Annotated in this window: 26 protein-coding genes; 10 read left to right on the forward strand and 16 right to left on the reverse strand. The window is 57.3% G+C overall.

All coding sequences use genetic code 11. The features are described from left to right. Window positions 1–323: 323 nt before the first annotated feature. The 11 genes from V6S97_RS19645 to V6S97_RS19695 all read right to left on the reverse strand — a co-directional run bounded on the left by V6S97_RS19645 (window position 324) and on the right by V6S97_RS19695 (window position 12,897). Window positions 324–1,934 carry an ABC transporter ATP-binding protein gene (locus tag V6S97_RS19645; RefSeq protein ID WP_162697146.1) on the reverse strand — a complete coding sequence of 537 codons (1,611 nt, stop codon included), beginning with the start codon at window positions 1,932–1,934 and terminating at the stop codon, window positions 324–326. Window position 1,935: 1 nt separating this feature from the next. Next, a complete protein-coding gene (locus V6S97_RS19650) occupies window positions 1,936–3,066 on the reverse strand; it encodes an ABC transporter permease (RefSeq protein ID WP_003510220.1) in 1,131 nt (376 codons plus the stop codon). Next, window positions 3,059–3,982 carry an oligopeptide ABC transporter permease OppB gene (gene oppB / locus V6S97_RS19655; protein WP_003510218.1) on the reverse strand — a complete coding sequence of 308 codons (924 nt, stop codon included), beginning with the start codon at window positions 3,980–3,982 and terminating at the stop codon, window positions 3,059–3,061. The genes V6S97_RS19650 and oppB overlap by 8 nt, the downstream gene beginning before the upstream one ends. A gap of 54 nt (window positions 3,983–4,036) precedes the next feature. Further along, window positions 4,037–5,632, reverse strand: a complete 1,596-nt coding sequence (locus tag V6S97_RS19660; RefSeq protein ID WP_112356964.1) for a peptide ABC transporter substrate-binding protein — start codon at window positions 5,630–5,632, stop codon at window positions 4,037–4,039. 260 nt (window positions 5,633–5,892) lie between these two features. Next, window positions 5,893–6,771, reverse strand: a complete 879-nt coding sequence (locus V6S97_RS19665; RefSeq protein ID WP_003510216.1) for a carbohydrate ABC transporter permease — start codon at window positions 6,769–6,771, stop codon at window positions 5,893–5,895. Beyond that, window positions 6,771–7,859, reverse strand: a complete 1,089-nt coding sequence (locus V6S97_RS19670; RefSeq protein WP_112346584.1) for a carbohydrate ABC transporter permease — start codon at window positions 7,857–7,859, stop codon at window positions 6,771–6,773. Before V6S97_RS19670 ends, V6S97_RS19665 begins: the two co-directional genes overlap by 1 nt. Window positions 7,860–7,872: 13 nt before the next feature. Further along, a complete protein-coding gene (locus V6S97_RS19675) occupies window positions 7,873–9,141 on the reverse strand; it encodes a sugar ABC transporter substrate-binding protein (protein ID WP_112356965.1) in 1,269 nt (422 codons plus the stop codon). 420 nt (window positions 9,142–9,561) lie between these two features. After that, window positions 9,562–10,440: an efflux RND transporter periplasmic adaptor subunit gene (locus tag V6S97_RS19680; protein ID WP_111792750.1), complete on the reverse strand. Its 879-nt coding sequence runs from the start codon at window positions 10,438–10,440 to the stop codon at window positions 9,562–9,564. Next, window positions 10,437–10,646: a DUF1656 domain-containing protein gene (locus tag V6S97_RS19685; protein ID WP_111792749.1), complete on the reverse strand. Its 210-nt coding sequence runs from the start codon at window positions 10,644–10,646 to the stop codon at window positions 10,437–10,439. The genes V6S97_RS19680 and V6S97_RS19685 overlap by 4 nt, the downstream gene beginning before the upstream one ends. Beyond that, window positions 10,643–12,673, reverse strand: a complete 2,031-nt coding sequence (locus V6S97_RS19690) for an FUSC family protein (protein ID WP_334427659.1) — start codon at window positions 12,671–12,673, stop codon at window positions 10,643–10,645. The genes V6S97_RS19685 and V6S97_RS19690 overlap by 4 nt, the downstream gene beginning before the upstream one ends. After that, window positions 12,670–12,897, reverse strand: coding sequence for a hypothetical protein (locus V6S97_RS19695; protein WP_334427660.1), 228 nt, complete (start codon window positions 12,895–12,897; stop codon window positions 12,670–12,672). The genes V6S97_RS19690 and V6S97_RS19695 overlap by 4 nt, the downstream gene beginning before the upstream one ends. A 209-nt stretch (window positions 12,898–13,106) precedes the next feature. Here V6S97_RS19695 and V6S97_RS19700 point away from each other — a divergent pair, with 209 nt between their 5' ends. Further along, entirely contained in the window at window positions 13,107–13,913 is an 807-nt protein-coding gene (locus tag V6S97_RS19700) for an AraC family transcriptional regulator (protein WP_162690425.1), read from the forward strand. A 128-nt stretch (window positions 13,914–14,041) separates the two neighbouring features. On the opposite strand, the gene V6S97_RS19705 is transcribed toward V6S97_RS19700, so the two are convergent. Then, window positions 14,042–14,665, reverse strand: coding sequence for a TetR/AcrR family transcriptional regulator (locus V6S97_RS19705; RefSeq protein ID WP_111792746.1), 624 nt, complete (start codon window positions 14,663–14,665; stop codon window positions 14,042–14,044). Between the two features lie 87 nt (window positions 14,666–14,752). On the opposite strand from V6S97_RS19705, the gene V6S97_RS19710 reads away from it, so the two are divergent. Beyond that, window positions 14,753–15,526 (forward strand): SDR family NAD(P)-dependent oxidoreductase, encoded by a 774-nt coding sequence (locus V6S97_RS19710; protein WP_003510207.1) that lies wholly within the window; start codon window positions 14,753–14,755, stop codon window positions 15,524–15,526. 161 nt (window positions 15,527–15,687) lie between these two features. Here V6S97_RS19710 and V6S97_RS19715 read toward each other — a convergent pair whose 3' ends face one another. Next, a complete protein-coding gene (locus tag V6S97_RS19715) occupies window positions 15,688–16,089 on the reverse strand; it encodes a tautomerase family protein (protein WP_112356967.1) in 402 nt (133 codons plus the stop codon). A gap of 89 nt (window positions 16,090–16,178) precedes the next feature. Here V6S97_RS19715 and V6S97_RS19720 point away from each other — a divergent pair, with 89 nt between their 5' ends. Beyond that, a complete protein-coding gene (locus V6S97_RS19720) occupies window positions 16,179–17,021 on the forward strand; it encodes a LysR family transcriptional regulator (RefSeq protein ID WP_112356968.1) in 843 nt (280 codons plus the stop codon). A 137-nt stretch (window positions 17,022–17,158) separates the two neighbouring features. On the opposite strand, the gene V6S97_RS19725 is transcribed toward V6S97_RS19720, so the two are convergent. Then, window positions 17,159–17,563: a VOC family protein gene (locus V6S97_RS19725; protein ID WP_307008713.1), complete on the reverse strand. Its 405-nt coding sequence runs from the start codon at window positions 17,561–17,563 to the stop codon at window positions 17,159–17,161. 27 nt (window positions 17,564–17,590) lie between these two features. Next, on the reverse strand, window positions 17,591–17,926 hold the full coding sequence (locus tag V6S97_RS19730) for a cupin domain-containing protein (RefSeq protein ID WP_003510203.1): 336 nt from the start codon (window positions 17,924–17,926) through the stop codon (window positions 17,591–17,593). A 148-nt stretch (window positions 17,927–18,074) separates the two neighbouring features. Here V6S97_RS19730 and V6S97_RS19735 point away from each other — a divergent pair, with 148 nt between their 5' ends. Beyond that, a complete protein-coding gene (locus V6S97_RS19735; RefSeq protein WP_060723751.1) occupies window positions 18,075–18,620 on the forward strand; it encodes a MarR family winged helix-turn-helix transcriptional regulator in 546 nt (181 codons plus the stop codon). 115 nt (window positions 18,621–18,735) lie between these two features. Here V6S97_RS19735 and V6S97_RS19740 read toward each other — a convergent pair whose 3' ends face one another. Next, a complete protein-coding gene (locus V6S97_RS19740; protein WP_003510199.1) occupies window positions 18,736–19,632 on the reverse strand; it encodes a LysR family transcriptional regulator in 897 nt (298 codons plus the stop codon). Window positions 19,633–19,737: 105 nt separating this feature from the next. Here V6S97_RS19740 and V6S97_RS19745 point away from each other — a divergent pair, with 105 nt between their 5' ends. From V6S97_RS19745 to V6S97_RS19770, 6 genes are all read left to right on the forward strand, one after another. Next, on the forward strand, window positions 19,738–20,820 hold the full coding sequence (locus tag V6S97_RS19745; protein WP_003510198.1) for a 4-oxalomesaconate tautomerase: 1,083 nt from the start codon (window positions 19,738–19,740) through the stop codon (window positions 20,818–20,820). Window positions 20,821–20,868: 48 nt separating this feature from the next. Next, window positions 20,869–21,870 carry an ABC transporter substrate-binding protein gene (locus V6S97_RS19750; RefSeq protein WP_003510196.1) on the forward strand — a complete coding sequence of 334 codons (1,002 nt, stop codon included), beginning with the start codon at window positions 20,869–20,871 and terminating at the stop codon, window positions 21,868–21,870. Between the two features lie 9 nt (window positions 21,871–21,879). Then, on the forward strand, window positions 21,880–22,701 hold the full coding sequence (locus tag V6S97_RS19755; protein WP_112356969.1) for an ABC transporter ATP-binding protein: 822 nt from the start codon (window positions 21,880–21,882) through the stop codon (window positions 22,699–22,701). Continuing rightward, the gene (locus V6S97_RS19760; protein WP_020009013.1) at window positions 22,688–23,464 is read left to right on the forward strand and encodes an ABC transporter permease; all 777 of its coding nucleotides are present in this window, start codon (window positions 22,688–22,690) and stop codon (window positions 23,462–23,464) included. Before V6S97_RS19755 ends, V6S97_RS19760 begins: the two co-directional genes overlap by 14 nt. Before the next feature lie 116 nt (window positions 23,465–23,580). Further along, a complete protein-coding gene (locus tag V6S97_RS19765) occupies window positions 23,581–23,823 on the forward strand; it encodes a hypothetical protein (protein WP_003510191.1) in 243 nt (80 codons plus the stop codon). A gap of 202 nt (window positions 23,824–24,025) precedes the next feature. Beyond that, entirely contained in the window at window positions 24,026–24,601 is a 576-nt protein-coding gene (locus V6S97_RS19770; RefSeq protein WP_060727546.1) for a DUF1349 domain-containing protein, read from the forward strand. Window positions 24,602–24,895: the final 294 nt, after the last annotated feature.

Raw genomic sequence — 24,895 nt, forward strand, 5'->3', positions numbered from 1 at the left:
CGGGGTGGAGCAGCCCGGTAGCTCGTCAGGCTCATAACCTGAAGGCCGCAGGTTCAAATCCTGCCCCCGCAACCAAACCCCACCAAACATATCAAAGGGCTCCGAGACAACTCCGAGCCCTTTTTGGCGTTTCTGGACCGCGGAAATTACGATATTCCGCCAGACCGCAATGGTCGCCAAATCTCCAACCTCTCAATGCCTGAGATTATACAGAAGCTGGATTTGCAGGATCGCAGGGATAGACCGAGACCCGGAAGAACAGCGCGGACGTGATCGTCCTGTGCCTTGCCAAGACGGGTAGTCCGGCGCTGTCGGGCGCTAATCTACCGTGCGACTCCCGCCGAGAACGCGGATTTGATGAGTGTTTCGGTATATTCCGCCGTCGGCCTGTTGAATATGTCGTCCGTTTCTCCCTCCTCCACAATCTTCCCGTTTCTCATGACGATGACGTAATCCGAAATGGCTTTGACGACAGAAAGGTCGTGGCTGATGAAGATGTAAGAAAGGCCGTGCGTTTTTTGCAAATCGCGCAGCAGGTCGATAACCTGGCCCTGAACGGATCGGTCCAGCGCCGATGTAGGTTCGTCGAGAATGACGACATCAGGCTTAAGGATGATCGCGCGGGCAATTGCGATACGCTGACGTTGTCCGCCTGAAAACTCGTGAGGGTAACGGTTGCGGGCGGCGGGATCGAGACCGACTTCTTTCAGCGCTTCGATTGCGCGTTTGTCACGCTCCGCCCGGCTGAGTTGCTGCTCATGCACGAACAGACCTTCGGTGATTATTTCTCCGACAGTCTGTCTCGGCGAGAGAGAGCCATAGGGATCCTGGAACACCAGCTGTAGATGCCGTCGCAAAGGCCGCATGGCCTTTCGGTCGAGGCTGCTGATTTCCGTCGCGCCAAAGAAAATGCGGCCATTTGCATGGGCAAGACGCAAAAGCGCGCGACCGAGCGTGGACTTGCCCGATCCCGATTCACCGACGATGCCGATGGTCTGTCCCTGGTGAAGGCTGAGATTGACGTCATCGACGGCCCGAAACCTGCTCGGCTTCGACAGGAAGCCGCCGGGGATTTTATAATCGACTGTCACGTTCTGGCCGGAAAGAACGATCGGCGCCTCTTTACCGACTGCAGGCTTGTGCCCGCTGGGTTCTGCGTCAAGAAGCATCCTGGTGTATTCCGCCTGCGGACGATCGAAGATATCCTCCGTCGTGCCGGTCTCGACAATCTCGCCGCGGCGCATAACGGCGACGCGATCGGCAAAGTGGCGGACAACGCCGAGATCATGCGTGATCAGGACTATGGCCATGCCGAAGCGTTGCTGCAACGACTTCAGAAGGTCGAGAATCTGCGCCTGGATCGTTACATCAAGCGCAGTCGTCGGCTCATCTGCAATCAGAATGTCCGGTTCATTTGCGAGAGCCATGGCAATCATGACTCGCTGGCGCTGGCCGCCGGAGAGTTCGTGCGGGTAGCTGTCTATGCGTCGCTCCGGATCAGGAATTCCCACGAGCTTCAGGAGTTCGAGAACGCGTGCACGCGCTTGTCTTTTGCTGCCACCTTTGTGGTGGATGATCGGTTCGGCGATTTGCGCGCCTATCCTGTAGAGGGGATCGAGCGAGGTCATCGGCTCCTGGAAAATCATGGTGATTTTCGCGCCGCGGATGTCGTTCAGTTTGCTGACCGGCAGACCGATCAGCTCGCGCCCGCGATATTTTGCCGAGCCCTCAATAACGCCGTTGGATGCAAGCAGCCCCATGATGCCCATCATGGTCTGGCTTTTGCCGGAACCGGATTCGCCGACAACGGCGAGCGTTTCCCCCGGTTTGACGTCAAGATCGATGCCTTTAACGGCATTCACCGTGCCATCAGGCGTGGTGAAATCGACCTTGAGATCGCGGACGGTGAGGATGGTTTCAGATGTCTTGGTCATATCAACGATCCTTGGGATCGAGCGCATCACGCAACCCATCGCCCACGAAATTGAGCGAAAACAGGGTCAGCACGAAGAAGATCGCCGGAAATATCAGGAGCCATGGTGCCGATTGGATATTGTTGGCACCTTCGGAAATCAGCGCGCCCCAGCTCGTCAACGGCGCCTGCACGCCAAGACCGAGGAAGGAGAGGAAGCTTTCCAGAAGAATGACCTTGGGCACGACAACGGTGACGAAGACGACGACGGGCCCGATCGTATTGGGAATGATGTGGCGGCGGATGATCTGCCAGTCGCTCAAACCCAGGGCTTGGGCAGCACTCACAAATTCCCGCCGTTTCAAGGCAAGCGTCTGGCCACGCACGATACGTGCCATATCCAGCCATTCCACGGCACCGATGACCAGGAAGATCAGGATAAAGCTGCGGCCGAAAAAGACCACCAGAACGACCACCAGAAAGACGAAGGGCAGCGAATAGAGGATTTCGACGAAACGCATCATCACATTGTCGACACGCCCCCCGATATACCCCGCAGTCGCGCCGTAAACGACGCCGATCCCAAGCGAAACGAGACTGGCGAGAACGCCGACGGTGATCGAGATCTGCCCACCCAGCATCACGCGAGCCAGCATGTCGCGACCGTTCGAATCCGTACCGAAGAAGAAGTATTCGCGGTTTACCTCGCCTTCCAGCTTCAGCGTCCGGCCTTCATCTTCGGTGGCGACGACCTTCGTATTTTCGAATTCGTTGGCGCGGTCGAAATAACGTGTCGCGCGCGGGTCGATCGGGCTACTGGAGGTGATGGTTGCCGTGAAGGTCTGCCCCTCCACGGAAAATTCCTTCAGTTCCACGCGCGCGCGGCCTGCGACGCCCTCCATCACGCCCTGAAGGTTGTTCACATCCGGGCGTGGCTCAAGGCTTGGCGCCACGGAGACATAGGACGAAAACACCTGATCATAGGTGTGCGTAAGGAAATTCGGACCGATAAATGAGAAAAGCGTAATCAGCACGAGCATGATGGAGCCAGCCATGGCCGCCTTGTTTCGTTTGAAACGCAGGGCTGCCAGCTGGAACAGGCTTCGGCTTTTCACCGATGGTTGAGGGGCAATATTGCCGGAGATATCAGTCATGTCTGACCCTCGGATCGAGCAGGCCGTAGAGAATATCGACCACGAGATTGAACACGATGACAAAAATGGCGACGAGAACGACGGTTCCCATCACCAGCGTATAGTCACGATTGATGGCGCCAAGAACGAAGTAACGGCCGACGCCGGGGATCGTGAAGATCGTCTCGACGACCGCCGAACCGGTAAGCAGGGCTGCGGCACAGGGCGCGAGATAGGAAACGACCGGCAGCATTGCCGCGCGCATGGCATGGAACACCACCACGCTGCGCGCTGGAAGACCATAAGCCTTGGCGGTGCGGATATGGTCCATCCGCAGAGCCTCGATCATGGCACCGCGCGTCAGGCGCGCGATAACCGCAAGCTGCGGCAAAGCGAGCGCGATCATTGGAAGAATGAGATATCGCAGCGATCCGTCGCCCCAGCTGCCTGCCGGCAGAAGCCCGAGCATGACGGCGAAGATCAGCGTCAGAACCGGTGCGACAACGAAGTTCGGCACGGTGACGCCGACTGTCGAAATCGACATGATCGAGAAATCGAAGGCGCTGTTCTGCTTGAGCGCGGCGAAGGTGCCGGCAAGAACGCCGCCCACCAGCGCCAATAGAAGAGCATAGCTGCCGAGTTCCAGCGAATAGGGCAGGCCCTTGCCGATCAACTGGGCGACGGTGTTGTCCTTGTAGATGTAGCTCGGACCGAAATCGCCGGTGACGGCATTGCCGAGATAGATGAGATACTGGCGCCACAATGGTTCATCCAGATGATAGGTTCTCATCAGGTTTTCCATCGTCTGCGGCGGCAGGGGACGCTCAAGATTGAACGGACCACCCGGTGCGAAACGCATCAGGAAAAACGAAATCGTGACGACGATAAACAACGTCGGCACGGCGCTCGCCAAACGGCGCAGAATAAACGAGATCATGGTTTTTCGGGCTCCGGCATGGCACGGTGGTTTCGGCCACCGTGCCAGTGCTGCTTATTCGGAAACGCTCAGGAAGCGGCTGAGGTGTTCGTTGGCAGCATTGTCGACCCAACCCTTGACGCGGTTGGAAACCAGCCAGAGGTCTGCCTGCGTCAGAAGCGGCGCAACCGGCTGTTCCTTCATGAGGATCGTTTCTGCCTCATGCAGCAGCTTGGAGCGCGCTGCCGGATCCTTTTCGTCATAGGATTTCTTCATCAACGCATCATATTCGGCGTTGTTGAACTTGGCGTAGTTGAAGGTCTTGTTGGAGGATATGGAAAGCGCGAGGAAGTTTTCCGCATCCGCATAGTCGGCAACCCAGCCAGCACGCGCGACATTGAATTTGCCGCCTTCCTGCAGGTAGCCATAGTGTGAGGCGACGTCGAGGTTCACCAGCGACACCTTTGCGCCAAAGGTGTTCTTCCACATATCTGCAATAGCGGTGGCAACACGCTCATGGTTCGGGTTGGTGTTGTAGCGGATTTCGACGGAAAGAGGCTTGCCGCCCTCACCGTAGCCGGCTTCCTTCATGAGTTTTAGGGCTTCGTCTTCGCGATCAAGCTGGGACAGCGTCGCAAAGTCGGCCTTGGCTGGCTCGCCGTAGGAAGCCATACCGGGGGGAACCATCGAGTAGGCCGGAACCTGAGAGCCGCTGTAGATTTCCTTGGCGAGGAAATCGCGGTCCACCGCCATCGACAGGGCTCGGCGGACCCGGACGTCGTTATAGGGCGCTTCGCGGGTATCGAAGGTGTAGTAATAGGTCGCAAGCGTCGGCGAAACGTGAACCTGTTCACCATAGGCCTTGCGCAGACGGTCGATCTGATCTGCGGAAAAATTGTAGGCGAGGTCCATTTCCTTCGCTTCGAAACGGCGAACGGATGCGGCCTGGTCATCCACCGGGTAGAAGATGACCTTATCGATCTTGGTGTTTGCTGCGTCCCAGAAACTGGTGTTCTTGACGACCGTCAGGCTGTCATTCGGGACATGCGCTTCGAGCTTGTATGCACCGTTCGAGACCATGACACCAGGCTTTACGAAGTTCGCGCCGTTCTTTTCGTAGCTCGCCTTTGAGATGGGCAGAGCCGCCTGATGGGCAAGTAGTTCAACGAAGAAGGGTGTCGGGCGCTCGAGTGTGATCTCAAGGGTCTTGTCATCCACCGCCTTCACGCCGAGCTGCTCAACCGGCGTTTCGCCCTTGTTGATCTTTTCGGCGTTCTTGATCGGGTAGAGAATATTCGCATATTTTGCGGCGGTCTTCGGGTCCTCGACGCGCTGGTAGGAGAAAACGAAATCTCCAGCCGTTACCGGAGTACCATCTGACCACTTCGCATCCGCGCGCAGCTTGAACGTGTAGACTGTGCCATCCTCAGACAGCGTCCAGCTTTCCGCCGTACCGGGAATGATCTTGCCGGCAGCATCGTAAATGGTGAGACCTTCATAAAGGTCTTTCAGGATAAAGGCTTCGATGTTGATCGAGGTTTGTGCCTGATCGAGCGTCTGTGGTTCCCCAGCATTACCACGGTGCAGAACTGTTTCTGCAAGTGCGGAACTGGCACCGATCAGAAGCGATCCTACCAGCAGAGTGACGCGCGCTGTTGTTGTTATCGACATTGTTTTCTTTCCCCGTGAATATTTTAAGTCCACAAACAAGGCCAAATTGCTTCAAAGCGCAACCACAATAACGCAACCACAATAAATTGTGAGTTCTGGCGAAACCTCGCGTTTCACTTGGGTTGACGTACCCAGCCTCCCGAGCTTGACCCGAGAGTTTCTTGTAGAAAACTTTGGTGGGAACTCATCCGGCGGCAGGCTGTCGCGAAGATGCCGGCCTTTGGCGCCCGAAAGGTTCGTGCCGCGACCTTGCCGATGCATTATCCCTTTATCCCGCTCGCCGCGATACTGGAGATGAACAGCCTCTGCAGGCAGAGATAAAAGATCAGCACCGGCAGCGTGATGATGGTGAGATAAGCCATCACCTCACCCCAGGGTGTGTTGAGCTGGAAGAAATATTGCAGCCCCACCATCACCGGCCTGTAGGCCTCGGACTGGGTGACGAGAAGCGGCCATAGATATTGCTGGCTGTACATGACGAGAAACTTCAGGATCGCAGCCGTTGCGATGACCGGGCCGCTGAGCGGCATCACCACCTGCGCGTAAATCCGCAGCCAGCCGGCCCCGTCGATGCGCGCCGCCTCCAGCAACTCCTTCGGCAGATCCTTGAAATATTGCACGAAGAGGAAAATCGTCAGCCCGTCTGCGATCCATGGAATGATCTGCACATGCCAGGAATTGAGCCATCCCCAGGTAAACCCATTGCTGCCGATCCATGGCAGATTGTTGACTTCAAGCAGCAGCGGCACGGCAATGGTTTCAAAGGGAATGATGAGGGTGGCGAGGATGACCGAGAAGAGCACATCCTTTCCACGCCAGTTCAAAAAGGTGAAAGCGAAGGCGGCAAGTGAGCCAAGCAGCAGGGCGAGAAAGACGGTAACGCCCGTTACCAGCACCGAGTTGAATATGAAGGTCGCAATCGGCGCTCGGGCAAAAGCCGCAGTGTAGTTTTCGAGCGAAAGGTCTCCCACCGGCAGGAAGGCTCGTATCGACGTGGCATCACTGAGCAGCTGGTCGTTCGGTTTCAGCGACGAGAAGCCCATGAACAGCAGGGGCAAAATGAAGATCGCCGCGAAAGCCAGCATGAGTACATAGTTGCCGATGAGAAAAGCGAGGCTTTTGCGTTGTCCGGCCTGCATCATTGCTTCTCCCTTGTCAGGTATCGCTGGGTGAGCGATATGCACAGGACAAGCAGGAACAGGACGACCGAGATTGCCGAACCTGCCGCGATGTCCTGCTGTCGGTATCCCCGCTCAACCGCCTGATAGACGATGCTCTGCGTCGAATCGCGGGGTCCGCCCTTGGTCATCACATCGATCTGCGCAAAAAGGGCAAAAGCCTGCATGGTAATGACGATGATAATTAGCACGGTCGTGTTGCGCAGCAGCGGCCAGGTTATCATGCTGAACTTCTGCCAGCGGCTCGCTCCTTCGATATCAGCCGCCTCGTAAAGATCCGGAGAGATTGTTTGCAGGCCGGAAAGCCATATGACCATGTGGAAACCGACGCCCTGCCAGACTGACATCACCAGAATGGCCCACAGGGCGGTATCGGTTCTGCCCAGCCAGTCGACTGGCTGGAACAGCCCGAAGCTCATGTAACTCAAAAGGCTGTTCAGAAGACCGTTATCCGCCGCATAGATAAACCGCCAGAGCAGGGCCACCACCACCACCGACAGCACCACAGGCATGAAGTAGATCGCACGGAAAATCGTGACGCCGGGAATCTTCTGGTTCACCAACAGGGCAAGAAACAACGCAAGTGCTGCCTGAACCGGCGCAACGACCGCCACGAAGGAAAGCGTATTGACGAGCGCTGTCAAAAACACAACGTCGCGCGCCAGAATGACGATCTGGTTCTCGCCCCAGGTGAAGCTCTTATATTCCCGCATCCCCTCCAGATGGGGATAGTCGGGATTGTTGCGGGTGAAATTGCGAATTCGCGGATAGGAGATGGCGCCATCCGCACCCTGCTTGAGGCTCCCATCCGCCTCCCTTTCCGGCTCGAGCGTCAGCACGCCGATACCCAGCAGCCGGGTGTAGTTTTCAACGCCGACAAACTCGGTCGGATTGGGAGATGTCAGCCGCTGGTTGGTGAAGGAAAAACCGAGCCCCAGCAGAAAGGGCGTGATCAGGAACAGCCCGATCAGCACCATGGCCGGTCCAGCCATGAACCAGCCCGTGAAACCGTCCCGGGTCAGTTTCCCCTTTGAGGAAAAGAGCGCCATCGATCACATGCCCCTATTTGGGTTGGTAACCGGAATTGCGCTCTATGTTGTTGTTTATCTCGTCGGTTGCATTGTCCAGCGTATCGGCCACATCCGCGCCATTGGCAATGTCGGACACGGCCTTGGAAAAGACCGGCGAGATGAAGGCGTAAGCTGGCGTCACCGGACGCAATGTTCCCTGACGCTTGGAGAGCTCGAAGAAAACCTCGAGCTGGCCGCCCTGCTTGTAATTCTTCGTCATCTGGGCCGCTGAAGACGTGGCCGGGATCAGGCCGATCGCATCGGAGAACTGCGCGAGATATTTGTCCTGTATGGCGAATTCGATGAAGGCGGATGCGCCTTCCGGATGTTTGCTGGTGGCCGACACGCCAAACTGCCAGGATCCCGCACCGATCTTCGGACCGTTCCCGAAATCAGGGGCCGGCAGGAACAGCAGATCGTTCCCATATTTCTCCAGAGCCTTCACCGCCACCCAGTTGCCCATCCATTGCAGGGCGTGGCGACCTTCCAGAAATCCGGTTTCATGGTCGGCAGGCGACTGCGAAGTTCCGGGCGCGAGCTTCTTCTGGAACAGGGATTGCCACCACTCCCCGAACTTGACGGCACTGTCTCCGTTAAGGACGTTCTCGGCGGTTTGATAATTTTCCTTGTCGATCAAACTGCCGCCGAAGCTTTCCAGAAACGGGCTGAAGGCATAGCTGTACCATTCGGTTTTATCGGCCATGCCGAGGTCGATCGCATAGTCGAACTTGCCGCTGGCCGCGAGCTTTTCGAGCGCTGCATTAAATTCTTCGCCGCTCCATGGCTGGTCCAGCGTTGGAATGCGAATGCCATTTTCATCGAGAACAGATTTGCGGGCAAAGACCGCGACGGCTGCGTCCCACAGGCCGACTGAATAGAGCTTGTCTCCCCACTTCCCGACGGCGCCCGGCAGGAAATTGGCAAGCTTTGCCTCATCGATCTGCAGTGGCTGCAGATAACCGGACCACGCCCAGTTCGGCATGTTCGGGCCGTCGACATCCAAAATGTCAGGCAGCTTGTTGGAGAGCGCAGCGGCGGTGACGGACTCATTATATGCGCTCTGGGGAAATTCCTGAAGCGAGACCCGCCAGTCTGACTGAGACGAATTGAAGTCTTCGATAATGCCCGCTAGGATCTTGCGTTCTTCAACATTGCCCGCACCATGATACCACATCGTCAGGTCGGTTTGTGCCAATGCGGCAGTGGAAAAAAGCATCGACAGGGCAGTGGCTGCTCCGGCAAAAATGGCTTTGGTGGTCATAGATGGTCCTCCTCCTGAAGAAGGGTAACTTCACCATCTACAGATTGTTCCGCAGAAAATTCGCATTCGGACAACAGTGTCCTATTGCGAAAGCCTCGTTACGGCGGCTGCAAGTTCCGCTCCATCTCCGCCGTTGCGGCAATCTTTTGCAGCATACGCTTGGGGACGTTCAATCCGTTGACCAGCCCCGAGCGTATGCTGTCTGCCTTTGAAGCAGTGATTCCTGGCGGCCTCGGCCCGATCCGGGGAACGCTGGCCGGCGTCGTCGTTCTCGGTATCTCCCAGGCGGCTGGCAATAGGTGGCTCCAATGGCTTGTTTTGCTGCAAACCGAGTCGTAATCGGCTGCGAAAGGTTCCAGGAATCTTACGACTAAACCCGGTTAGCGATCACACAACGCCGTTGATAGAGCCAGATAAGACCTAGTCCCTTTTTTGTTCAATCGAAACCGTTGCAGTCCGGCCCGCTATCAGTTGCACGCCATCGGGGATCTCGTCGATCGATATCCGCACCGGAATCCTCTGGGCCAGACGAACCCATGAGAATGTTGGTGCCACACTTGCGAGAGCACCTGCGGAATCGCTGCGCTCCCGATCCTCGATGCCGGCCGCGATGCTTGCGACGTGCCCGATCACAGGTTCAGGCTCACCCATGATGTCGATCCTCACCCGATCGTTGACGTGGAGCCGGGGAAGCTTTGTCTCTTCGAAATATCCTGCGATATAGATGGATTCTCTTTCTACCAGCACCCCGATGGCATTACCCGAAGAGACATAGTTTCCGCGGCGCAGAGAGAAGTTCGTGACGACCCCAGTTGCGGGCGCTTTCACGGTTGTCCGCTCCAGGTTGAGCGCGGCGAGATCCCGGGTGGCAAGCGCTGATTGATATGAAGCGTCTGCCTGATGCATCTGGCTTTCCGCCTGCTGCTGCTGCTTCAGGCTGGCAGCCTCTTTCGAAGCGAGCAACTGATATCGTTCGAAATCGGTTCTTGCCAGTTCCGCGGAAGCCCTGGCGCTCCGCATCTGGGCTTCCGCGTCACGCAGTGCAAGCTCAAAACGAAGTGTTTCGATACGAAATAGCGTTGCGCCTTTCTCCACCCACTCGTTGTCCGACACCAGAACTTCCGTGACGGGGCCGGAGACATCGGGAGCCAACCTGACAATGTCGGCACGGACATGAGCGTCGCGGGTCCATGGCGCTTCCATGTAAAACGACCATAGGTGCATGCTCAGCACCGCGGCACAAGCGACCATAGACAGGGTCAAAAGAACACGACCCGAAATATGTGTGACATTCTTCATCTTTGAAACCAGCTCATAGCAATTGAAAACACGCCGAGAAGGGTGAGGTAGAGTGCGAGGTTGAACAGCGAACGATGCCATACCAGCCGATAGAACCCGATCTTGGAGAGAGCCGATGCAAGAGCGCGGAGGGCGCCGTAGGTGAACAGGGCGAGCGCCGCGAACGATGGCAGGAAGGCGCCATAGAGATCGAATTGCCCGGTCATGCTGCCATCTCGCTTGCAGGTGGCGTCGAGAAGCCCGGCGGATCAGCGTCCGGCACAAGGCAAAGACGAAGGGCGGCGACCTGCACCAGAAGCTCCCGTTCCGCAGCCGCCGTGAGAGTGCCCGGAGCGGAAAGAACAAGCTCGTCCAAAACCGCAAGGGCATTTTCCAATGACTCACGGCGTCTGGTGGACTTCAGGTCGTATAGCCCTTCCACTGCTTTGAAGACGGCTTCCATTTTACAACGAACTGGCTCGGACGCTTCATCCGCAAGCCGCTGCATCTTCGCCACATGAAGGCCTGTGCGCAAATCCCGAATAAGATCGGCATTCGCGGCATCGGAAGTCGATGGGAGTTTTGCCGCTCGCGAAGCAAACAGACCGGCGATATCGATGACGTGATGGTGCGTGACATGAGCGTCTGCATGTCTGCCGGCGGCGATTTTCGCAACGTGCCTCTGCGTAACGGAAAAAAGCCTTCTAGCGTTCGTCTCCGCCCTTACGGACCGGAAGATACCGCAGACTATAATCGTCCAGACCATGGCAAGTACGGTGGCAATCCCCGTGTTCGAGAATGTGATGAAGTCACTGCTCTGGTGTGACTGGAGTGTGAGGAGAAGGGGAAAATTTATGCACAATCCCATGCCGACGAGTGCCAGCGACGGCACCGCGAGACTTATTCCCGCCGGGATCAGGAATAGCCCAAGTGCCGCGACGAGCGGCACGAAACCGTCGATCGCCGGAAGGATCGCGAAACCGTAGACGAATGCTGCGATGACAGAGCCAATCGTTACGCGGACAAACTTGCGCATCGCCGGAACCGGATCATCCATTGTGGCAAGGAGGCAGCAAGTGACCCCTGATATCTGCGCAAACGTCATTCCATCTGGCCAGCCGCTTGTGATCCAGAAGAAGATTGATGTCGCCAGGCAGATCGCCACTGAAAGTGCCGACAGCGAAGCCATTCCGATGTCGCGATGCTGGGCTGGCATTGTCTTGGGTGCCGTGAAGCGGCGGGTCGCTCTCGCCGTATTCTCTTCTTCCAGAGATTCTCGAAGAGTGCGGCACTCGTCGGATATCCGAAGAATATTCACGAGATTCCGCGAAGCGTTGGCGAGGAGAAGATTTTCCCAGGAATGAAGCGTATCGGACGGAGCAAGCGCATCGATCTCGACTTTCAGGCGTTCTGGGGTATTCGTCGAACGAGAAGCCACCCGTGCAATCACAACCAGAGCCCATTGCGCGCCGGAGGTATTCAGCCTGGTCAATGAGCGCCGCAAATCTTCGAGTTCAGCCAGTAATGGAAGCAAGGACACCATTCGGTGCTGCAGCGATCGGGTCAACGAAACAGCAGGTCGATATCTGGAGCCGTCATATTGAAGATGCGTCGTAAACGAGCGCATTTCCACAGCATCCGCCGCGAGACCTTGTCGCTCCATCCTGCTCTGGATTTCGCTTACCTCTCCGACTGCCGTCGTGGCGAGGAGCGTTCGCGTCTTTGCCATCCATGCGTCGATCCGACCGACGAGAACGTTGCCCACATGGGCAGGAAAGACGACATGGCTGACGATCGAGGCGCACGTGATGGCAAGACCGATCTCCTCAATGCGCGATACGACCGTATCAAACGTGTTTGCCGGAGCCGTGACCAGCGGCAAACCCGCAAGAAGCACCGTATATCCGGCCAGTAGCGGAACATAGCTTCGGGGCGTGCGGTCGAGAAGACTGATGAAGGTGCATACCGAGACCCAGGCAATGATCGCGGCAGAAAGCAGTATAGGCTCGTTTGCGAGGGTGGGAACCATGAGGATCGTCGCGCCGCCGCCGATGAGAGTTCCGAGCAGTCGATAGACTGACTTGGAGGAGATCGCGCCCGAAAGCGGATGAGCGACGATGTAGACCGTAGCTACCGCCCAAAACGGTCGAGGCAGATCGAAGTTGATGGCGATGAAATAAGCCAGCATTGCCGCTGCGAACGTCTTCAAGGAAAAAATGACGTTGGCGGTGGTGACGACCGGGCGGGTGTTCACGCCTCATCTCCCGGCCGGGAGCTTCCGGTGGGGAGGTCTCGCTGGTTGTCGGCATTGGTGAGACCGTAGATTGCCGGTGAAACATAGCAGAAGGGCGGTGCCGCCAGGCAGGCATTCATATAGGCTTCAGCCGGGTCGGCACACGAAACAGTCGAGGTGGCTTTGGGCCGGCGGGCAAGGAACGTGTGGATTTTCAAGAGGAAGGCGCGTGTAAGCTTCCTCAAAAAGGTTATGCGCGTGGACCCGACCCGCTTGCGCGGTACGGGCAGGATGCAAAGTCTGCGAGAGCACCTGTGAGGCAATCGAATTTCAGTCCGTACTATATCGGACCACCAGTGAGGGTCGTGCTTTTGAATTGCCATCGTCATTCTCCGAAATCTTTTCGGATGATCCTATCGACAAGGCACTCGGAGGAATTTAGATATCCTCTCAAATGATCACTAAATCCAACCAGCCTCCGATGTCTCTTTCCGCAGCTCTCTTCGACCATGAGCTCGAAGAGTCCACGGCGCGAGCGCATGCCTTCAGGATCGACGTATCGCAAAACGAGCGCGAAGCTCCCGAGCACCAACATCGCAAGGGCCAACTCGTCATGGCTTTGCGAGGCGGGATCACCTGTCGCGTTCCAAGCGGGATGTGGATGGTGCCGCCTCATTGTGGTGTCTGGGTTCCAGGGGGCATGCCGCATAGCAATATCGCGACCGCCAATGCTCGTCTGTTCTTCCTGTTCATTGAGCCGGGCGCCGCCGACCTTCCGGACCGGTGCTGCACGCTTTCCCTATCTCCGCTCGTCAGGGAACTTATCATCGAGATGGCTGACCAGTCCGAAGTCGCGATGGTGGATGCCGAATTCTTCACCACACTGCTTCTATCGGCCTTGTCGCGTATGCCCATAGAGGATCTGCATCTGCCGATAACCGATGAACCTCGGCTTGCTCGGATCGCGTCGGCACTGGTCGGCGATCCTTCTGACCGAAGCACGATAGCGCGATGGGCGACACGAGTGGCTTTGAGCGAAAATTCCCTCGCCCGTCTCGTTCAACGGGAGACCGGCCTGACTTTCGGGCGTTGGCGGCAGCAGTTACAGTTGATCATCGCGCTGCGAAGTCTTGCAGCGGGGGCAACAGTGCAGCAGGTTTCGGGCGACCTTGGGTATGAGTCCGTATCTGCCTTCATAACGATGTTCAAGAAAGCGCTCGGTACATCTCCGGCCAGGTATCTCAAGACCTTCGACCAATAATCATAAAGGGAATGCTGTCACTAAAGCGCAGGTGGGGCTTGAACAAGTTTTGATGGAGAGTCGCCTGTCAGCTCCATTCGGCCTATTCTGACTGAGCCCTCAATCTGCCTGTTCAAGAGCCTTCGGACTCAATCCTGACGGCCCTGTTTCCCCGGCCAGGCTGTCAGCGCGACGTCGACCAGAGCCTTCAATCTTGCCGTACATGCGCCATCACATGCCTGCGCAGACATGCCCTGAATGATGGCGCCATAAAAGCGCGCGAGGGTATCCGTGTCCGTTTGCTCGGGCAGTTCGCCTTCGCTGACGGCGCGGTCGAACCGCGTCTTGAGAATCTGTATTGCCGCCTCGCGCCATGCTGCCGCTGTGCGGGCGACAGAGGCGTTTTCTTCCGAATGCTGGAGAACGGCGGTAGACACGATGCATCCGCGCGGCTTGTCCGGCTGGGTGTCTCCTTCGGCAATGTCGTAGAGATAAGTGGCGAGCGCCTCGTAGGCCGGTATTTTCGCCTGCAGCATTTCGGAACGGCGTTGGCTTTCCTGCGCGATGCTATGATCGAGCGCCAGCCGGAATAATTCTTCCTTTGAGCCGAAGGTCGCGTAGAGGGACGGCGGGGTGATGCCCATCGCATGGGTAAGGTCCGCTATCGAGGTTCCCTCATAGCCGCGTTCCCAGAACAGTCGGGCTGCGACATCGAGCCCTGCATTCCGATCGAGCAGACGCGGTCTGCCGCGTTTTCGCGTTGTTTCAGTCATTATTATATCGATCACTATAAAAATATTGACAGATCATGATTGGCTTTTATTATATCGATCGCTAGTTAAATCGCAACGGAGTGATCCATGTCCCGGAAACTATCCAACAAAGTCGCCCTCATAACGGGCAGTTCACGCGGTATTGGCCGCGCCGCCGCCTTGGCGTTTGCGAAAGAAGGTGCAGGTCTTATCGGCGTCCATTACGGCGCAAATCCCGATGCCGCACAGGCAACGATCCGCGAGATCGAGGCCCTCGGTTCGAAGGCGGTCGCGCTCAATGCCGATCTGCGGGCAGGGAAAGCAGCAACCGACAGCTTGTGGGAGCAGTTTAAGGAAGCCGCGATCGCTTTCACCGGCGCGCCATCGCTCGATATTCTCGTCAACAATGCGGGCATTGCCCCGGCGACACCGTTGAAAGAAACAACGGAGGCCGCGTTCGACGAGTTGATGACGATCAACTTCAAGGCGCCATTCTTCCTTATTCAGGCTGTCGCTGATCATCTCCGCGACAATGGCCGCATTATCAATGTTTCGACCGGTTTCACGCGCATTGCGGCGCCGACGCATCCGGCCTATGCGGCATCCAAGGGTGCGCTTGAGACATTGACACTGGCACTCGCCCCGGAATTCGGCCGGCGCGGAATTACGGTCAATTCGGTTCTGCCGGGTGTTACTGAAACCGACATGAACGCCGAATGGCTGGCAGCGCCGGAGGCCCGTGCCGGTGCCGAGGCCCTGTCCGTCTTTTCACGTATCGGTCGCGCCGACGATATTGCTGACGTCATCACGTTCCTTGCCTCGGATGATGCCCGCTGGACGACCGGGCAGATGATCGATGCGACAGGCGGTGCGCGGATTTGATCCCGCGAGCGTAGACTTGGATGACGGGTGTCGGGCAGTTTCGCTCGACGCCCGGATGAGGAGGTGGGGCAGCTGTAATCCTCCTCCACCTCGAGTAGACATCTTGTATCCGGGGCCACGCCGCTGGCTTTGTCATGCCCCGCCTCATCTGGTTGCCGGTGTTATCCGTGCTTGCGCGCCCACCGCAGGTTCTGGGTTTGCCCGCCATAACCATAGGCGTCGCCATCAACAGCGTGAACCAGGACATAGCTCGCCTCGTGCACGGGGCCTACCAGCGCGTTCATCCCGTCATAGACCCGCCGGACCCATTCGGTCGTTTCATCCTTTAAGTTGGTGTGCTCGGTAATCGAAACCTCGACATAGAAGCTTCCGATCTTCTGGTCGGCGACACTCGATCCGGCAATGATCCAGTCCTCGGGATCGGCACTCTCGACGAGAACCGCGGTGACGGCCGGGTCCTTGTGCAGGATTTCCGCCGTGAGGCGAGAGAGCAGCGCCGCGACTTCCAGCTTTGGGTCGCTTCCGTTTTGGGGTTTGGTGTAACGCGCTTTGATCATGGGCATGGTCTTGTCTCCTTGTTGCCGAGACACCTTGCGCAAATTTCTTCATAATGAGAAGATGAGGATAGATATTCCATACATAGTGATTTCATATGATTGATCTTGAGAGCGTTCGCCTGTTCATTTTCTCCGTCGAGCTCGGCAGCCTGACAAAGGCGGCGGAGGCGTCGGGAACCGTGCAACCGGTCGTCAGCCAAAAATTGAAGATGCTGGAGCAGCGTGTCGGCAGGCGTCTGATCGACCGTTCGCCGCGTCATTTGCGGCTCACGGAGGATGGTGAGGTGTTTCTGCCGAAGGCGCGCGAGCTGCTCGCCAAACACGAGGAAGCACTGACCTTCGGACATGAATCACCGCTGCACTTCAGCCTGGCTGCGAGTGACCATGCGATCGGGGGCCGCCTTTCGACGGCCATAAGAGCGATGCGTGCGGCACTTCCTGCCAATGCGGTGATTGAAGTGAATGTCGGCTTTTCCCGGCACGTGAAGGAAAATTTCGCGTCCGGACAGGCGGACGCCGTCATTTTCAGGCGCAACGGCGGTGGCTCTGACGGCGAAATCCTGCGTACTGACAAGCTGGGATGGCGGGCCGCTCCAGACTGGCGGCCACGCGCGAACAGCGCCATCCCGCTGGTGTCGCTGGGAACCGGGTGTGGAGTCCGGGAAATTGCGGTGTCGGAGCTTAGAAGAGCCGGCGTGGATTGGCGCGATACGTTCACCGCCGGAAGCTGCTCGGCGCTCCATGAAGGAATTCTTGCGGGAGCGGGTGTCGCGCCGCTCGGCAATATTAGCGCCCGTGGTCTGCCCGACAGGGGCGCGGAACTCGGGCTGCCTTCGTTGCCGCCTTCCGATATCGTTCTTCTCTCCCGTGCAAGAACGCCGGCACACGCATCGGCGATCAGAGCGCTGGCCGCAGCCGTATCGGGCACCGGCGATTAGGTGAAGGGGCGGACGTGCTTTAGTTTCCGGCTGCTGTTCGCAGCCCACGGTCAAGTGCGAAGCGCCTTCCTGATATCAAAACCATTCGGGAGGCACGCTTTACGCTATCAATGAGGATCATCCCTTTGTGGATAACGTCAGCCCGCGTTGCTCAAGTCCATGTAAGCGGGTTCAAACTCGTGGCCATCGGGATCGGCGAAGGTGCGGAGATACATGAAACCCAGATCCTGCGGCTCTCGAACATCCGCCTGTCCGCCCGCTTTTGCCGCGGCGTCAACCATGGCATCCACCTCTTCGCGGCTGTCGCGCGAAAGAGCAATCAGCATGCCGTTTGTTTTGTGAGCATCGGCGATCGGTTTGGCGGTGAAGGTCTTGTAATAGTCATGCCGCAGTAGCTGGAATGTAATCGTGTCCGACCACACCATCGAACTTGCGTCTTCGTTGGAGAACTCCTCGTTCTTCACGCAGCCGATTGCCCCGTAGAAGGCGGTTGAAACAGCCAGGTCTTTGACCGGCAGGTTCAGGAAAATCATTCTGGCCATTGTCTTTCTCCTCATGTTGGAACGGAATTACAGGAAGGTCTGCTGGAAGGTCTCACTCGGATGGATGCAGATGATCTCCAGCCGGTCCGTACCGATATTTTCGAAGCGATGGGGGATATTGGCAGGCCCGACGACGATGTCTCCCGACGAGCCGCGCGCCCGTTGATCGCCTATCGTGAACTCGGCCTCGCCTTTGCGCACCACCCAGGTTTCGGCATAGGGGTGAACATGCAGATCAGGGCCGCGACCCGGATCGGCATTGACGAGAAAGATGGATACGGCGCTTCCGTATTCGCATCCTTCATAACGCACTGTCCGGCTCTCGCCGGGCTTCGGCTCGTGATGACGGCGTATGGAAAACATCTGGTCTCCTCCCTGAGACAAAACTATCTTCGCGAGAAGATATATGTGCGATTTATCTTCCTGTCAAGATATCTATCTTCTTGCAAAGATATATTCACGGAGCAGGCAAAGCCGTATATGGTTTTCAGAGTGGTAATGGGGTGATGAGATGAAGCAGGCGATGCCGGACACGACGGCGGATCGGACGATTGAAACTGACAGGGAAGATCATGTGGATCGTCTCCGTGGCCAGTGGGCGCGGGAACTGCCTGATATCGATACCGAGCCGATGGCTATCTTCGGGCGCGCCAAACGGCTCAGCAACCTTCTGGCACCGTCAATAGAAGAGACATTCGCCGGCTTTGGTCTCGATCGCGGCGAGTTCGATGTTATTGCCACATTGCGCCGGTCGGGACCGCCCTACCAGCTGACGCCGACGGAGATGTACACGACGCTGATGCTCTCTTCAGGCGGCCTGACGCACAGGCTCGACCGGTTGGAAAAGGCCGGCCTCATCGAGCGCAGAAAATCGAAGCTTGATGGGCGCAGCGTCGTTGTGTGCCTTATGCCGGCCGGCATCGAGCTGGCGGAAAAGGCGTTTCGCCGGGACATGAGAAGCGAACTGAATTTCCTGCAGGGCCTCACTCCGGACGAGCGCGAGAACCTTGCGGCGCTGCTGAAAAAGCTGGTGCTGGATATCGAGGCCCGGGTGTAGCTTCTGGTGCAAATTCGTTCATTCGAGCGATCTGCAAATCAGAGGCTGTTACCGCGCACCTACGGTTTGCGCCGCCACTAGCCGGGATGTCGTAGAAGGTATTTTTCTAAAGAGATCATTGTGTTTTCCAGGTCTCGAGCAGCATCCTCACAAATTTTTCGGCGGCTGGGGAAAGAGCACTGCTTCGCCTTTGCACGATGCCAATCGTACGGGAGACCACCGGGTTGACGATCGGCCGGGTGATGAGGAATGGATGATCGTCCTGCGGCGTTGCCAGCCGCGGCAGGACTGAAATCCCAAGCCCGGCTTCGACGAGACCGAGCGATGTGTTGAGATGCGTGACCTCATAAAACCAGTTCAATTTCAGATTGTGCCGCGCAAGCGCGCTGTCCAGAAGCGTCCTGTTGCCGCTTGAACGATCCACGACGACCAGCGGATAGGCCTCCAGCTGGTCCCACTCGATCGTTTCGAACGCTGCCAGAGGGTGGTCTTTTCGCATTGCCAGCACGAACGGGTCATCGATGAGTGGCTCGAATGAAAGCTCGGGATCGGAATTGCCCATTAGGTTGATGCCGAATTCCACCTCGCCTCTGGCGACCGCCTGCAGACCCTCATTGGCTGTCAGATCCCTGATCCGCAGCCTTATGTGGGGATATTGCTGGCTGAAGGTCTTGATAACGGTCGGAAGAAAGTAAAAAGCGGCAGTGGGGACGCAGGCCATCGTAATAAGCCCGCGCCTTTGCGCGCCGTCCTTCATGGCAAAAAGCGATCCGTCAAATTCCTCGAGCATACGCCGGACGAGCGGCATGACTTCCTGCCCCATGGCGGTAGGCGCGACGTGGCGCGTCGTTCTTTCCAGAAGTGGCGCCCCGATGGCCTGCTCCAGTTTCTGGATGCGGCGGGTGAGCGCCGGTTGCGAGATGTGCAGCGCCTCGGCGGCCCTGTGGAAACTGGCGAGTTCAACCACCGCTTGAAATGCCCGCAGATCCAGAATTTCACAATTGATGCTCATAACGCAATAAAACTCCAAAACATTGCATTTAACAGATTAGACTCTTTTGCTCATATTGCAACAACACGGCGTATTGATCCGCCAAATGCAATATTGAGGCAACCCATGAACGATCTGCTGAAGATACCCTGTGTGCTGATGCGCGGTGGAACGTCGCGTGGACCGTTCTTTCTTGCATCCGATCTTCCGCGTGATCGAGCAGACCGGGACGCGGCCCTTCTTTCCATCATGGGGTCGGGCCATCCGTTGCAGATCGACGGCATTGGCGGGGGCAATCCGGTCACGTCCAAAGTTGCGATTATCGGACCTTCCACGGTCAGGGGCGCCGACATAGATTATCTGTTCGCACAGGTTCGGACCGACAGGCAGTATGTCGACTATTCGCCAAACTGCGGAAACATGCTGGCCGCCGTCGGCCCCTTCGCCATCGAAGCGGGGCTTGTCGAAGCGCAGGGCAACGATACTCTTGTGAGAATTCATAACGTGAATACCGGCAAGCTGATCGAGGCGAAGGTCCCGACACGCGGCCGCGAGGTTATTTATCTCGGCGACGCCTCGATCGACGGTGTTCCGGGCCTGGCGGCGCCCATCGCATTGACATTCATGGATGCAGCAGGTGCGAAAACCGGCAAGCTGCTGCCCACCGGAAAGCCGGTTGACGTGATCGATGGGGTCAACGTGACGGCCATAGACTGCGCCATTCCGATGGTTCTCATCCGCGCAGCAGATCTCGGCATGACGGGTTACGAGGATCCGCAAACCCTGAGCGCCAACAAAGACCTTATTGAACGGATGACGCGCATCCGCATTGAGGCTGGAAAGTTGATGGGAATGGGTGATGTAAAAGACATGGTCATTCCGAAACCGGTGCTCGTTGCGCCCGCCCGTAAAGGTGGCACTCTCTCGGTACGGTATTTCATGCCTAACGAGTGTCATCCCGCACTGGCGACGACCGGTGCTGTTGGCATCGCAACGGCGGCTGTCACCAAAGGCTCCGTCGCATATGATGTGGCCGGAGGCCTTTCGGTGCCCACCCAGATCCGCATCGAACATCCCGCCGGCTGCCTCGACGTGCAGTTGGAAATGCGAAACGGCGCAATAACGGCCGGACTTGTAAGGACGGCGCGCAGGCTTTTCGAAGGCTTTGCCTTCGCCAAACCAACCGCTGCGATTGAAGACGCAGCCTAGACGCGGCCATAGTGGCGCAAAATATAGTCAAACCGGGAGGAGACCCTTATGCGTAAATATCTGCTTGCAACCGCCGCGCTCTGTGCGCTGGCGGCATCCGCCAATGCCGAATCCGTCAGAATGAGCGTTGGCTCGTACAACCTCAACAACCTGCCTTTCCCCGTGGCCGCCAGTCTAGGCTTCTACAAGGAGGAAGGCCTTGATGTAACGACCGAGAACTTTGCCCAGGGCGGCTCGAAGGTGCTTCAGGCACTGGTTGCCGGTTCCACCGACGTTGCCGTGGGTTTCTACGATCATACGATCCAGATGCAGTCGCAGAACAAGCACGTGGTCGGCTTCGTGCAGCTCGCCCGTAACTCGGGTCTGGTTCTCGCGGGCAAGAACGACACCGATTTCGATCCGGCCAAGCCCGAGACGATCAAGGGCAAGAAGGTCGGCATCACGTCGCCCGGCTCCTCTTCGGATTTCTTCATTCGCTACTACATGAAGCAGCATAATCTCAGCGACAACGACATTTCCATCATCGGTGTCGGTTCGGGCGCTGCGGCCGTTGCAGCCCTGCAGCAGGGCAAGATCGATCTGCTCGTCAATTACGACCCTGCCGCGACCATCGTCGTGGAGCGCGGGCTCGGCAAGATCCTCATCGATGCCCGTAGTGATCAGGGCGCTAAGGATGTCTACGGCGGCATCTATCCGACATCAGTTCTTTACGCGACGCAGGATTATATCAACGCCAATCCCGAAGTGATCCAGAAGGTCACCAATGCAACGGTTCGGGCTCTGCACTGGATGAAGCAGCATTCTGCGGAAGAAATCGTCGCAAAGCTTCCCGATGATTTCGTGTCCGGAGACAAGCAGACCTATATCAAGGCAGTTGAAGCGGCCAAGGCGATCTTCTCCGAAGATGGCAAGTTTGAGCCTGCCGATCTCGAAACGCCGCTGGCCGTCCTGAAAAGCTTCAACGATGCGGTCGCAAAGGCGACGATCGATCTCAACACCACCTACACCAACAAGTTCGTCGAGGCCGCGGCCTCGAAGGCCGCAAACTGAGAGGCCGCCATGTCTTCGCCAGCCAGAAAGCTAGAACCCGTGACGGAACTCAAACCCCAGCCGATGGTGGCAATCGACGACGTGACCATGGCGTTCGGTTCGTTTGTTGCCGTGCAAAACGTAAATCTCAAGGTCGGCGATGGCGAGTTCCTCTCCATCGTTGGGCCGACGGGATGCGGAAAGTCCACCATTCTCAACGCCATCGCGGGACTGTTGAAGCCCGCCCAGGGCAAGGTTTCCATCGACGGCTCGCTCGTCAAGGGCGTACAGAACAACATCGGATATCTGTTCCAGCAGGACGCGCTTCTTCCCTGGAAGACCGCGTTTCAGAATGTCGAGCTTGGCTTGGTGTTCCGCGGCGTTCCCGAAAATGAGCGGCGCGCCAAGGTTCAGGCCTGGCTTGAAAAGGTTGGCCTGAAGGGTTTCGGAGACCGTTTTCCGCACCAGCTCTCCGGTGGACAGCGCAAACGCGTGCAGATGGCGCAGGCGCTCATTACCGAGCCGAAGGTCATCCTGATGGATGAACCCTTCTCCGCATTGGATATTCATACCCGCCACCTCATGCAGAACGAATTGCTGCGCCTGTGGCAGGAGGATCGCCGTGCGGTGGTGATGATCACCCATGATCTGGAAGAGGCGATTGCGCTCGGAGACCGGGTTGTCGTTCTCGCTGCAGGCCCGAAAAGCCGAGTCATCGAGAGTTTCCCTGTCGATCTTGAACGGCCCCGCAACGTTGCGGAAATCAAACTCGATCCAAAATTCATGACGCTCTATCGCGATATATGGGCGTCCCTGCGTGGCGAAGTGGAGAAAAGCTATGCAAGCCGTTAATGTTCGTATCATCCAGATCGCTCTTCTGGTCGTGCTCTTGGGCGGTTGGCAGCTCGGTGTCACCTCGGGCGCCATCGACCGCTTCTTCTTTCCCGCGCCCTATGACATCGTCAAACAGGTGATTGACTGGGTTGCCGATGCCGGTTTTTACAAGCATGTCGGCATCACGCTGAGCGAAACGGTGCTTGGCTATATCATCGGAACAGGTCTCGGCGTCGGCGCCGGCGTCTGGCTGGGCCTCAGCCCCTTCGTCGCCCGCGTGCTTGATCCGTTCATCAAGGCCGTGAATGCCATTCCGCGCGTCGTTCTGGCCCCGATCTTCGTGCTCTGGCTCGGTCTTGGCCTGTGGTCGAAGGTTGCGCTTGCGGTTACGCTCGTCTTCTTCGTCACGTTCTTCAACGCCATGCAGGGCGTGCGCGAGGTGAACCCGGTCGTGCTTTCCAATACCCGCATTCTTGGTGCGAAGCGCTCGGATCTGCTGCGTCATGTCTATTTCCCGGCGGCGGCGAGCTGGATCTTATCGTCGCTGCGCACTTCCGTCGGATTTGCGGTGGTCGGCGCAATCATCGGCGAATATCTGGGAGCTTCCGCTGGCCTCGGTTACCTGATCGCCCGCTCGGAAGGAAACTTCGATGCGGTCGGTGTTTTTGCGGGCATCATCATCCTCGCGGTCTTTGTTCTTATTATTGACCTCATTCTGGATTTTGCGGAGAAGAGGTTGATTACCTGGCGACCGAATGCAGGCGAGGAGCGTCCTGCGTAAGCGGACTGAAACAGGAATATTCCGTCGGGGGCGGTCCTTGATCGCCCCTTTTAAATGCCTGAGCCTTGCACGCAAAATAGGGCGTTCAAATCCTTCCATCCGCTAGACCAATTGCGATGCTGGACATCTATTGCGCCGATTTCGACACCGCCTTCATGCCGCCGGACTCGGGCTGCCTCGAACTCGCCGGCTCCATCGATCTTGATGCGCACCGTTTGCTTGCGGCCCTGTTCGACAAGGGCCGGCAGGCTTGCGCGGACCTCAGCTACTTCGACGACGCGCTGCTTGAACCCGCGCAGGTCGCGATATTGCTGAACATCCTCCTGATAAACGAATATGTTCTGAAAGGTAACGCGTGAAGGCAGATGGCGAGCTCTCTTCTGGCTTGCCTTTGGCGAGATGCTCCTATTGGCCGGGGGCTTTACGCTGCTTTTGCTTGTGCTGCTGGTGCCTTCGCGGCTTCTAAGCTTGCCGATCGCAGATGCGTGTGTGCTGGCCAGCCAGCCTCTCTCGACGTATAACTCCACCGATTCCGTCGTATGAACGAAGCTAGGGATACCCATGTTCGAGAGGTGTGTTTGGCATAATGAGCCGCAGCAATGGTCGCTCGATAACCAGGTCCTCTACGTAACCACTGATAAAGGCTCCGATTTCTGGCGTGAGACCTACTATGGCTTTACGCGGGATAGCGGGCACTTCTTCGGAATGGAATGGCAGGGGGATTTCACCGCTTCATTGCGGATCCATGGACGTTATGAGGAACTGTACGATCAGGCAGGGATCATGGTCCGGATCGATGAGTCACACTGGATCAAGGCAGGCATCGAGTTGTCGGACGGTGTTGCCTGCATCGGCAATGTGCTGACTCTGGGTCGCTCGGACTGGTCCACAACTGCCTACGCAGGCGACGCGTCTGATCTGTATCTGCGCGTCACCGTTGCGGATGGCGTGCTGCGCGTTCAAACATCCGCTGATGGAATCCGCTGGCCTCTTCTGAAACTTTGCCCGTTTCCAAAATCGCAATTTTATCAGGTCGGGCCCATGTGCTGCACACCGGAGCGCGAGGGGCTGGAGGTCAGGTTTTCCGAGTTCCGTGTTGGACCTCCGCTCGGCAAAGCCCTTCATGACCTGACGTGAGAAATATCCGAAAAATCATCCGTTGCGGGGCTGAGTCACCGCGGTGTCGGTCAGCCTTGCGGCGTCGGTTTCCGGCATAGCCGCAGAGGCCGCCGCTACACGTGAAAATGATGCCTGAACGGGTTTGCGGTGCAGCGGATTGTCAGCAATTGCATAGTCCGGGTAACACTTCATTTAGTGATTTTGTGAAATCTAAAATACGCAGGTTCCAAGGTTTCATCGGCGGAGCCGGTAGAACAAGTGAAGCCTCCTCGGCCTGCCTGGCGGCGGTTCGAAAATGGCGCTCGCTTGTCG

The organism is Agrobacterium sp. CCNWLW155 (assembly GCF_036888815.1).
GTDB classification, from domain to species: domain Bacteria; phylum Pseudomonadota; class Alphaproteobacteria; order Rhizobiales; family Rhizobiaceae; genus Agrobacterium; species Agrobacterium radiobacter.

What these genes read in the sequence shown, in the direction of transcription:
- V6S97_RS19665 (WP_003510216.1), bottom strand. Translation starts at nt 6,771, where the DNA reads ATGCAGGCCGGACAACGCAAAAGCCTCGCTTTTCTCATCGGCAACTAT.
- V6S97_RS19710 (WP_003510207.1), top strand. Translation starts at nt 14,753, where the DNA reads ATGTCCCGGAAACTATCCAACAAAGTCGCCCTCATAACGGGCAGTTCA.
- V6S97_RS19705 (WP_111792746.1), bottom strand. Translation starts at nt 14,665, where the DNA reads ATGACTGAAACAACGCGAAAACGCGGCAGACCGCGTCTGCTCGATCGG.
- V6S97_RS19750 (WP_003510196.1), top strand. Translation starts at nt 20,869, where the DNA reads ATGCGTAAATATCTGCTTGCAACCGCCGCGCTCTGTGCGCTGGCGGCA.
- V6S97_RS19645 (WP_162697146.1), bottom strand. Translation starts at nt 1,934, where the DNA reads ATGACCAAGACATCTGAAACCATCCTCACCGTCCGCGATCTCAAGGTC.
- V6S97_RS19685 (WP_111792749.1), bottom strand. Translation starts at nt 10,646, where the DNA reads ATGACCGGGCAATTCGATCTCTATGGCGCCTTCCTGCCATCGTTCGCG.
- V6S97_RS19720 (WP_112356968.1), top strand. Translation starts at nt 16,179, where the DNA reads ATGATTGATCTTGAGAGCGTTCGCCTGTTCATTTTCTCCGTCGAGCTC.
- V6S97_RS19760 (WP_020009013.1), top strand. Translation starts at nt 22,688, where the DNA reads ATGCAAGCCGTTAATGTTCGTATCATCCAGATCGCTCTTCTGGTCGTG.
- V6S97_RS19650 (WP_003510220.1), bottom strand. Translation starts at nt 3,066, where the DNA reads ATGACTGATATCTCCGGCAATATTGCCCCTCAACCATCGGTGAAAAGC.
- oppB (WP_003510218.1), bottom strand. Translation starts at nt 3,982, where the DNA reads ATGATCTCGTTTATTCTGCGCCGTTTGGCGAGCGCCGTGCCGACGTTG.
- V6S97_RS19755 (WP_112356969.1), top strand. Translation starts at nt 21,880, where the DNA reads ATGTCTTCGCCAGCCAGAAAGCTAGAACCCGTGACGGAACTCAAACCC.
- V6S97_RS19735 (WP_060723751.1), top strand. Translation starts at nt 18,075, where the DNA reads ATGAAGCAGGCGATGCCGGACACGACGGCGGATCGGACGATTGAAACT.
- V6S97_RS19740 (WP_003510199.1), bottom strand. Translation starts at nt 19,632, where the DNA reads ATGAGCATCAATTGTGAAATTCTGGATCTGCGGGCATTTCAAGCGGTG.
- V6S97_RS19715 (WP_112356967.1), bottom strand. Translation starts at nt 16,089, where the DNA reads ATGCCCATGATCAAAGCGCGTTACACCAAACCCCAAAACGGAAGCGAC.
- V6S97_RS19680 (WP_111792750.1), bottom strand. Translation starts at nt 10,440, where the DNA reads ATGAAGAATGTCACACATATTTCGGGTCGTGTTCTTTTGACCCTGTCT.
- V6S97_RS19660 (WP_112356964.1), bottom strand. Translation starts at nt 5,632, where the DNA reads ATGTCGATAACAACAACAGCGCGCGTCACTCTGCTGGTAGGATCGCTT.
- V6S97_RS19670 (WP_112346584.1), bottom strand. Translation starts at nt 7,859, where the DNA reads ATGGCGCTCTTTTCCTCAAAGGGGAAACTGACCCGGGACGGTTTCACG.
- V6S97_RS19765 (WP_003510191.1), top strand. Translation starts at nt 23,581, where the DNA reads ATGCTGGACATCTATTGCGCCGATTTCGACACCGCCTTCATGCCGCCG.
- V6S97_RS19730 (WP_003510203.1), bottom strand. Translation starts at nt 17,926, where the DNA reads ATGTTTTCCATACGCCGTCATCACGAGCCGAAGCCCGGCGAGAGCCGG.
- V6S97_RS19725 (WP_307008713.1), bottom strand. Translation starts at nt 17,563, where the DNA reads ATGGCCAGAATGATTTTCCTGAACCTGCCGGTCAAAGACCTGGCTGTT.
- V6S97_RS19675 (WP_112356965.1), bottom strand. Translation starts at nt 9,141, where the DNA reads ATGACCACCAAAGCCATTTTTGCCGGAGCAGCCACTGCCCTGTCGATG.
- V6S97_RS19770 (WP_060727546.1), top strand. Translation starts at nt 24,026, where the DNA reads ATGTTCGAGAGGTGTGTTTGGCATAATGAGCCGCAGCAATGGTCGCTC.
- V6S97_RS19745 (WP_003510198.1), top strand. Translation starts at nt 19,738, where the DNA reads ATGAACGATCTGCTGAAGATACCCTGTGTGCTGATGCGCGGTGGAACG.
- V6S97_RS19700 (WP_162690425.1), top strand. Translation starts at nt 13,107, where the DNA reads ATGATCACTAAATCCAACCAGCCTCCGATGTCTCTTTCCGCAGCTCTC.